Source organism: Lactococcus ileimucosae, from assembly GCF_943193185.1.
Taxonomy (GTDB): Bacteria; Bacillota; Bacilli; order Lactobacillales; family Streptococcaceae; genus Lactococcus; species Lactococcus ileimucosae.
Map to the genome: position 1 here is coordinate 1 of NZ_CALPDE010000037.1, position 8,586 is coordinate 8,586.

The 8,586-nt window shown below is 38.3% G+C and carries 8 protein-coding genes; 2 read left to right on the forward strand and 6 right to left on the reverse strand.

Annotated features, from left to right (window positions below):
• Positions 1-323: 323 nt before the first annotated feature.
• From NFR51_RS10350 to NFR51_RS10360, 3 genes are all read right to left on the reverse strand, one after another.
• Positions 324-620 carry a hypothetical protein gene (locus NFR51_RS10350; RefSeq protein ID WP_251713577.1) on the reverse strand — a complete coding sequence of 99 codons (297 nt, stop codon included), beginning with the start codon at positions 618-620 and terminating at the stop codon, positions 324-326.
• 451 nt (positions 621-1,071) lie between these two features.
• Positions 1,072-1,269 (reverse strand): hypothetical protein, encoded by a 198-nt coding sequence (locus NFR51_RS10355; RefSeq protein ID WP_251713578.1) that lies wholly within the window; start codon positions 1,267-1,269, stop codon positions 1,072-1,074.
• 59 nt (positions 1,270-1,328) lie between these two features.
• Positions 1,329-2,099: a TraX family protein gene (locus NFR51_RS10360; protein WP_251713579.1), complete on the reverse strand. Its 771-nt coding sequence runs from the start codon at positions 2,097-2,099 to the stop codon at positions 1,329-1,331.
• Between the two features lie 356 nt (positions 2,100-2,455).
• Between NFR51_RS10360 and NFR51_RS10365 the strand changes: the two genes are divergently transcribed.
• On the forward strand, positions 2,456-3,052 hold the full coding sequence (locus tag NFR51_RS10365; protein WP_251713580.1) for a TetR/AcrR family transcriptional regulator: 597 nt from the start codon (positions 2,456-2,458) through the stop codon (positions 3,050-3,052).
• Positions 3,053-3,221: 169 nt separating this feature from the next.
• Here NFR51_RS10365 and recQ read toward each other — a convergent pair whose 3' ends face one another.
• The 3 genes from recQ to NFR51_RS10380 form a co-directional block, all read right to left on the reverse strand.
• Complete coding sequence (gene recQ / locus NFR51_RS10370; RefSeq protein WP_251713581.1) at positions 3,222-4,997, reverse strand: DNA helicase RecQ; 1,776 nt, start codon at positions 4,995-4,997, stop codon at positions 3,222-3,224.
• 382 nt (positions 4,998-5,379) lie between these two features.
• Positions 5,380-6,402 carry a DUF475 domain-containing protein gene (locus NFR51_RS10375; protein ID WP_251713582.1) on the reverse strand — a complete coding sequence of 341 codons (1,023 nt, stop codon included), beginning with the start codon at positions 6,400-6,402 and terminating at the stop codon, positions 5,380-5,382.
• An 11-nt stretch (positions 6,403-6,413) separates the two neighbouring features.
• Positions 6,414-7,037 carry a YigZ family protein gene (locus NFR51_RS10380; RefSeq protein ID WP_251713583.1) on the reverse strand — a complete coding sequence of 208 codons (624 nt, stop codon included), beginning with the start codon at positions 7,035-7,037 and terminating at the stop codon, positions 6,414-6,416.
• 55 nt (positions 7,038-7,092) lie between these two features.
• Here NFR51_RS10380 and NFR51_RS10385 point away from each other — a divergent pair, with 55 nt between their 5' ends.
• On the forward strand, positions 7,093-8,346 hold the full coding sequence (locus NFR51_RS10385; protein ID WP_251713584.1) for an ATP-dependent helicase ComFA: 1,254 nt from the start codon (positions 7,093-7,095) through the stop codon (positions 8,344-8,346).
• Positions 8,347-8,586: the final 240 nt, after the last annotated feature.

Genomic DNA, 8,586 nt, shown 5'->3' on the forward strand with positions numbered 1-8,586 from the left:
CTAATGTTACGTTTACTTTCTGAGTCTATAGTATAAAAAAAAAAAGGTCAAATGAAATGAGTGTTTGATGAGAAAAAGTCGATGAAGGAATTTTTACAGCACCTCATTTTTATTATTCACCTTTTCTAAAATAATGGTATCAGAGCTTCAACAAAAAAGAAGTTCCAAAGAGAACTCCTTAAAGTTAAACGCTGACATTTATCAAGTGCTTTTCAAATAAAAAAAAAGAAAAGCCAGCACGCTTTTCTCCAAATTTTAACCATAATGCTACAAAGAGACCACGATATGGAAAGTTAAAATATCTAGCTCTCTAGATTTAAAACTCAAACAATCTCCCAACCTTTGTTCAGTAAGCTATATTTTAACTGTTTGTTCGCAAAAAAAGCGTAAATAAAGGTCAGACCTCCTAATGAAGGCAAAGAAACTTCCCACATTTGCCCCGTCAACATGAAACTAATAAAACTAACTATCGTAACTCCAAGGAACATATAACCGATAATCTTCCACTCGCCCCTAAACATCAATACCCAAATGCCAAAGAAAAATACGGTCCATGAAAAGCCTTGCTTAACTATGCGCGTAGCACCTGTACTGGTGTTTTTTAATGTAATGTGAGTCATACTGTTCTCCTCATCTTTCTCTCTGTTCTTTAATTTAAAATTCAAAAACCTTGTCCTAGTGTAAAAACTCCTCTTGATCTTTTCTTCCAGTTCTCCTCTTGTTAATTTACTGTCTTCATATCAAAGCTTCGAGCAATTTCATATTATTTTCTCTGCGGGATTCACATTTTATATCACGCATTTCTGTTTTTTCACGATTATTAATGCCTGATACGAAAAGAACTATGGCAAAGCCATGAATTAAATAGTGCTGTAAAAAATAAAATAAGAAACAGCGCTAAAATATAGCTAAACACCTCTCTCAGTTTTATAATATGTTGACTTCATTCGATCTATTTTTTCAACGAACAGCGGCTCTCTAGAGTTTCGTGAAAACATTTATTCGCACTTCTTCTCCAATTTCCATTGTTCCTTTTATTTGAGCCTTGATATTAGTCACTTTACTTTTTTGTCATTTACTTCTGTAATGTTCTCTAGCCAGATACGACAAAAGAAGAATCCCAATAATCATTGAAATTCCCCAGCTCGTCCACTCTGCCGAATCTGAATGCTGTAAAAAAGGCACATAGAGCAGCAACAGCTTTTTAATTCCTAGGTTAACAGCTATAATAACTGCATAAGAAATGACGCCTTGACAAAACCACTTCACATTTCCTCTCCTTCCATAAATATATAAATTTCCATAACTCTCTTCACAAGTAGTGCACTCTATCTAGAAAACAAACTGGCCAAAATGTAGAAAATATAGATGTGTGCCGGATAAAAAATATAGAAGAAATTTTTCATCCCTTTACCCTTTTTCCCATCGTACAGTGCCATCGGTATCGCTGCAAACACCATCATCCACTGAATTCCCCTAGCTTCCAAAAGAAACAGCCCCATTGAAAGTAAGACGAGGCATAAGATTTGAATCCAACGTTTTTCTCTAAAAATATAGAATAAAAGTCCTAAAATAACCACCATAAAGCCACCCTCAACCATCAAAATGTTAGGAACGAGTAGGAACAGCTGTATCAACCAAGTTGGTGTATTCTCATTTAATATCAAAACTTGTAAAAGGGCAGGTAAAATAGGGAGCAAAGTAATGACAATGCCTTTTAAAATCTTCTTGGCATTCAATAAATCCCAAGCATACATGTAAACCGTTGTCATGAAGAAAGTTGAAAAGGCATTGTTAATAAGTGTAATGTCTGGATTGCGCAGCAAATAAACATTGAGTAAGAGATTTCCTGCCCCCATCAAGAGAGAGGCAATCAAGAGTCGGGTCATGAGTTTTTTCTTGCTTCTCGTATGGAAAAAGCTTTCGGCCATTAAAAACAAGAAGATGGGAAAAACAGGTCGTCCCAGCATATTGAAGAACTGTGGTACGCCAGCTGTATTCCACATCTGAAAAATGTGGTCAAAAACCATGAGAACAACTGCAAAAAATTTGAGATTTGTTCCGTTGAAAATACTACTTTTTGTTTGACTTTCTTGCAAAATACTTCTCCCTTATAACTTTACTCTTTTTCTAAAAGAAAGGAGGATTTTTCCTGATGGACAGTATATGAGCTGGGAAGACAGCTCTATCTGATAATTTATCCCCTACTGCTGGCGCAAAATATGCTGCTGAAATCACTTCAACCGAACCCTCATTATTTTCGTTAACTTTATATTAATCCTTTGTTAATACTCTTCTCTTTAAAACACTCTTATTAACACATTTATCATTTTCGTATTATTATTGTATAATTATTATACAACTTTGACAATTTACATTTTAACTACATTTGTAAACCTTAATGAATTATTCCTTTTTGAATGTAAAAAATAAATAGACAAATTGGAGGACTACAATGGCGCTTTCCGAAACTGCACAATTAATTATCAATCACACAATAAAGCTTTTAGAAACTAAACCTATAACATCTATTTCAATTGTGGAAGTCACTTCTTCTCTTCAAATCAGCCGTGTAACTTTTTATAAGTATTTTAGGAATATAAGGGATGTGCTCGATGTCTTGGTTGAAGAGCTACTACTTGGGTTCAGTCAAAAACTTCAAAAAAAGAATACACATTTACTTGACTTTGTGAACATGAACAGCTCTTCTGCAATAAAAGCTACCCTGTACGACAATGCTCTAGGCGTCGATAAATATTTCTATGCAAACCGCAAATACATCAAGGGATTACTCTTCAAAAATAGTGGGATTGATTTTATCTCAATGCTACAAGCGGTCTACTATAATCATTTTCATGTTGCGATTGAAAATGTCTTATCTATGTATGATAAGAAAATTATTTCCAGATATGTGAACTATATGGCTTCTGGTGTCACAGCCATTTGGCAAGAATGGTTCATCAATAATTTTGATTTATCTGTTGAAACGATAACAAATGACCGCTTAGATATGCTTGCTCCGTCGCTCACGGCACTTTACATGAGAAAATAAAAAGAAAATCTTGTATGAAACTCTTGCAAAAATAAATCATAAAACAACCAAAAGTGAGGAAATGAATCAAAAATATCCTGAAAAAGCGATTCATCTTAGCCAAAACAAAAAACACTTAAGAACGGCCTTCTAGCACACGTCTTAAGCGTTTTTCAATTGAGGAATTTCTCTATTTTTCGTAGGCTTTCACAGCCTCCAAGAAAGCTGTACCATATTTTTTCAGTTTCACTTGTCCCACACCAGAGACTTTTAAAAAATCTTCTTCTCCCTGAGGCATGATTCGTGCCATATCCTTCAGTGAGGCATCTGAAAAAATCATAAAAGGTGGAACGCCTTCTTCTCTAGCGAGCTCAAGACGTAGTGTACGTAAGTCTTCAAAAAGTTCTGCATTAAAGCTTGCTTCTGATGCTGCTGTACTTTTCTCTGGACTCAAAGCCGCACGACGCCAAACTCTTTCCCTGCCTTGTAGCACCTCTATACCGCGCTTTGAAACCCCAAGTAAAGGATATTTTCCCGCAGAAACTGCCAGATAGCCTTCCCCAGTCAAAAAGTCAATCAGTTCTCCGACTGCTTTTTGAGAATAATCTTTCATAATACCAAAAGTGGAGAGTTTTTCAAAGTTCCAACGGGCTAAATTTTTATTTTTAGAACCCACTAATACTTGAGTTACTGCTGTTTTTCCAAAGCGTTGCTCCATACGAACCACACAGGACAACACTTTTTGAGTTTCCAAAGTAACATCCGTACGCTCACGATCATCCAAGCAATTTGAGCACTTGTGACAGTCCTCACCCTTATCACCAAAATACTGCAGAATATAGCCTTGCAAGCAAGTTTCTGAACTGACATAAGCCTGCATCTGTCTAAGCTTTTCATATTCTTGCTCCTTGTGCTGCTCACTTCCCTCACCCTGCTCGATGAGGAAATTACGCAACCGCACATCATTAGGCGAAAACAAAAGAACAGCATCCGAATCTAAACCGTCACGTCCCGCACGGCCAGCCTCTTGATAATAAGCTTCAATCGTTGCAGGCATCCCATAGTGAATCACAAAACGAACATTACTCTTATTGATACCCATGCCAAAAGCATTTGTTGCGACCATAATCGGAACAGCATCGTAAAGAAAGTCCTCTTGGTTTTTCTGCCGTTCCTTTTCAGATAGCCCTGCGTGATAACGTTTAGCTGGAAAATGGTTACGGTTAAGCCATTCCGTAACTTCTTCCACCTCCTTACGAGTGTTAGCGTAAATAATGCCTGATTCATCTTGATGTTCCTTTAAATAGGACTTCAAAAAATCACGCTTATCTTTGCCTTTCACGACTTCAAAACGAAGATTTTCTCGTAAAAATCCCGTTTTTACTGTCTTTTCTGCCGATATATGCAAGAGTTCTTGAATATCCTGAGAAACACGAGGAGTCGCTGTAGCCGTCAGAGCCAATATCGTCGGTGAAGTTGGCAAATCAGACAAACGCTCAGCAAAGGTAACATAAGAGGGCCTAAAGTCATGCCCCCACTGGGAAATACAATGTGCTTCATCAATAGCTACCAAGTCAATCGGCAAGTGCTGTAAAAAGTAGTTAAAAGACTCCAGCTCAAAGCGCTCAGGTGCAACAAATAAGATTTTAACTTGGCCGCTTTCGACCTGTTTCATCCGAAAGTGTGCCTCCCTCTCATCCACAGTTGAATTGATAAAAGTAGCGGGAATGTTAGCGATATTGAGCTGGTCTACTTGATCTTTCATGAGAGAAATCAAAGGAGAGACAACCAAAGTTATCCCCTCCTGCAAAAGCGCTGGAAGCTGATAACAAATTGACTTTCCAGCTCCTGTTGGTAAAATACCTAATGTATCTGTCCCATTTAAAACTTGCTCTATAATTTGCTTTTGCCCTTGACGGAAACTTTCATAACCGAAGATTTCTTTGAGTTTTTCTTCTAAATTCATCTTCCTTATTATAGCAAAATATAGCGCACTGTGTTTACTGGTGAAAAAGAGAGCAAAACAAGCAAGCATTCTGATGTACCTGCTTGGCGAACTATTGTATTACCTATTGACTTTTATCCGGATGGATACCACACCAAGGAAGCAAAATCCCAGACCGAACATCAAATCAGCCTTCACCATGTACAAACTCCCTCTGGAACTTCAACCTTAATTTCCTGTCACAAAGCTATCTGCCGTGGCTTGAACTATAAGCAGGAGCACTTCAAAAATAATCTCTTACCGCTCTCATATACATGTTATACTGAAAAAAGCTCCTGACTAAGTAGGAGCTTCTCATACCAATAACCCCACTACTAATAATGGGCCTTGTCCAAAAATTTGTTTAATGTGTACGATTATAAAGGACACTTGAGACAAAGGAAAGCACAATAATCAATCCTCCAAGTAATCCGGTTACCGCCTCACCTATTTCCCAACGAATACTTGCTAAAATAAGAATAGCCAAGGTCAATATTGCCCAATGTGCCCCATGTTCTAGGTATACTAACTCATTAAGTGTTCCTTTTTCAACCAAGTAAAGTGTAAGAGACCGGACAAACATTGCCCCTATAACTCCCAAACCCAGCAAAATAATAATTGGATCAGAAGTGATTGCAAAAGCACCAATGACACCATCAAAACTAAAAGAGGCATCAATAACTTCCAAGTACATGAAAAGCGAAAAGGCCGCACGACCAACTGCATACCTAGCTTCTCCTGTTGCATGCCTTGGTAAATGCTCCGTCATCATCTCTCCAAAACCATTGACCAGCATATAAGTCACAATACCTAAAATCCCTGAAAAAAGAATCGCATGCGCATCAGCAGCAACAAATTCTGCTGTTAAAAGAAGAATAATCAGAGAAATAATAGCATTGGCTGCTGGGAAATGTCCAATTTGTTGTAAAAGTTTTTCTGGTAACTTCAACCATGTATGCGCTCTCTTATCAAAGAAAAATCCTAGAGCTAACATCAATAAAAACATTCCGCCAAAAGCAGAAATAGTGGGATGAGCATGATGCAATATATAGCCATATGTTCCGGGAATTGATGGATCTCCTTTTTCCAAGGCTAAGCGCATTGCGCTCACCGGATCCAAGTGAGCCGACACCCCCACAATCAGAAGCGGAAAAATCAAACGCATCCCCACTACAGCAATTAAAATTCCCACCGTTAGAAATATTTTGCGCCATGCAAGACTCATCCGTTCTAAGATTCGGGCATTGACTATGGCGTTATCCATTGACAGTGAAATTTCCAACACCGCAAGAATAGCCGTAATCATAAGACCGTCCCATCCTGCATAAATATAGGCAGCAATCAGTGCAATAATACTAACAATAAACGAGCTTCTAAAAATTTTCATAAGTTCCTTTTCTAAATGTCCACTTCTACAAGTTGTTTTTCCCCTTTTGTTACAGAAATTTTTCCACTAAACTGCTCGATTAACTCTTCCAGTACCTGCTCTGTTTCATCTAAATCTACGAAAAGTTTAACCGTCACATCTGATAAAAATTCACTTTCAGAGATTTTTAAACCTTGATTGCTTAGAAAACGCTGCAAGCTGTCAAAATTACTGTAATCCAGTTTCAGTATGAGCTCTTCCTGAGTGACAAATTGCACCAAGCCCACTTGGTCTAAAGCATGCCCTACACTGCCAGCATAAGCGCGTATTAAACCACCCGCACCAAGTTTAATGCCGCCAAAATATCGGGTAACTACAGCACAGACATTTGTAATTTGTCTTTTTTTCAAAATTTCCAACATTGGAACCCCAGCTGTTCCCGAAGGTTCTCCATCATCACTTGAGCGCTGAATTTCCTGTCGATCACCTAAAGCAAAAGCCGAACAATTATGGGTCGCCTTGTAATGTTCTTTTTTTATCTTCGCAATAAAGTCACGCGCTTCTTCTTCAGTATAAACGCGCTTCAAATGGCAAATGAAGCGCGACTTTTTGATTTCTTCTTCTGCACGAAAATCCTTTTTTATAGTAATTGTCATAAGTAAATTTTATCAAAATTAGTGAAAACATGCGACTTTTTTCGTCCAGAAGAATATGAATGAATTATACGGGAGATTGCTCCTCAAAAAAGAATTAAGCGAGGTACCTGCTCAGGCTATTCTTTTTGAGGGAATGAAAGAAATTTCGAAAACTAAAATCAGATGCAGCCGCTGTGGAAAAACCAGTGAGAAAAGAGAAGTACAGTTACCGATTGGAGCTTACTATTGTCCCTACTGTATTCAGATGGGGCGTGTTCGTTCTGACGAAAAACTCTACCATCTTCCTCAGGAGTACTTCCCAGCAGTCTCTTATCTCAGCTGGGAAGGGAACTTGACTTCCTCTCAGCAGTCTATATCCGAACAGCTGGTCCAGTTGAATCAAAAACACGAAACGATACTCGTCCAGGCGGTAACTGGCGCTGGAAAAACAGAAATGATTTACCAAGTCATTAACGAAACATTAAAAAGAGGGGAGGCTGTCGGTCTGACAAGCCCTCGAATTGATGTTTGTCTGGAGCTTTACCGACGTTTAAAGAAAGACTTTTCCTGCCCTATCTCACTTTTACATGGGAAGGGAGAAGCCTACACCCGTTCCCCTCTAGTTATTGCCACAACACATCAACTCTTACGTTTTCGTCATTCCTTTGACTTACTTATTCTTGATGAAGTTGATGCTTTTCCTTTTCCTGATAATGACATCCTTTCTTTCGCGCTCAAACAGGCACGAAAACCTTCTTCTACCTTAATCTATCTGACTGCAACAACGACACGCGATTTAGAGAGACAAGTAAAATTAGGGCACATTAAAAAATTACAATTGCCACGGCGTTTCCATGGTTTCCCACTTGTTCTCCCGCAATTCTTCTGGCAAAGCAAATTTTACCAAATGATTAAAAAACAAAGAACTACCGGTTACCCCCTACTTATTTTTGTTCCTGAAATAAGACAGGGCAGAGCACTGACTCAAGATTTAGTAGAAAAATTTCCTAAAGAAACGATTTCTTTTGTTGCCTCAACAAGCACTCAACGCCTAGATAATGTAGAAAAATTCAGACAGCAGGAAATCTCTATCCTTGTGTCGACAACAATATTGGAACGCGGTGTTACTTTCCCCAAAGTTGATGTTTTCGTCTATCACAGTCATCATCATAACTTTACCCGTTCAAGTTTAATCCAAATCGCAGGGCGTGTTGGACGTAGTCCACAAAGACCAGTGGGGAAAGTTTATTTCTTTCATCTGGGTAAAACCAACTCCATGCTAGAAGCCTATAAAAATATTAGAGCAATGAACCAAGCAGGTGGCTTCTGATGAAGTGCTTACTCTGTCAGTCTGATTCCCCTCTTACGCTTTCCTTTTATCAGCTCTTTCTTTTGCTCCCTCAATCTCCTAAACTCTGTTCCTCTTGTTATTCAAAATTCCATTTCATAAAGCCCCCTCACTGCAGCCGATGTTTCAAAGCTGGAATAGATGGTTGGAGCTATACTATAAAAGTAGACACAAATTAGTGTGTTATAATCTGTCTAAGAAGACACAAAAAAGAAAGGACTT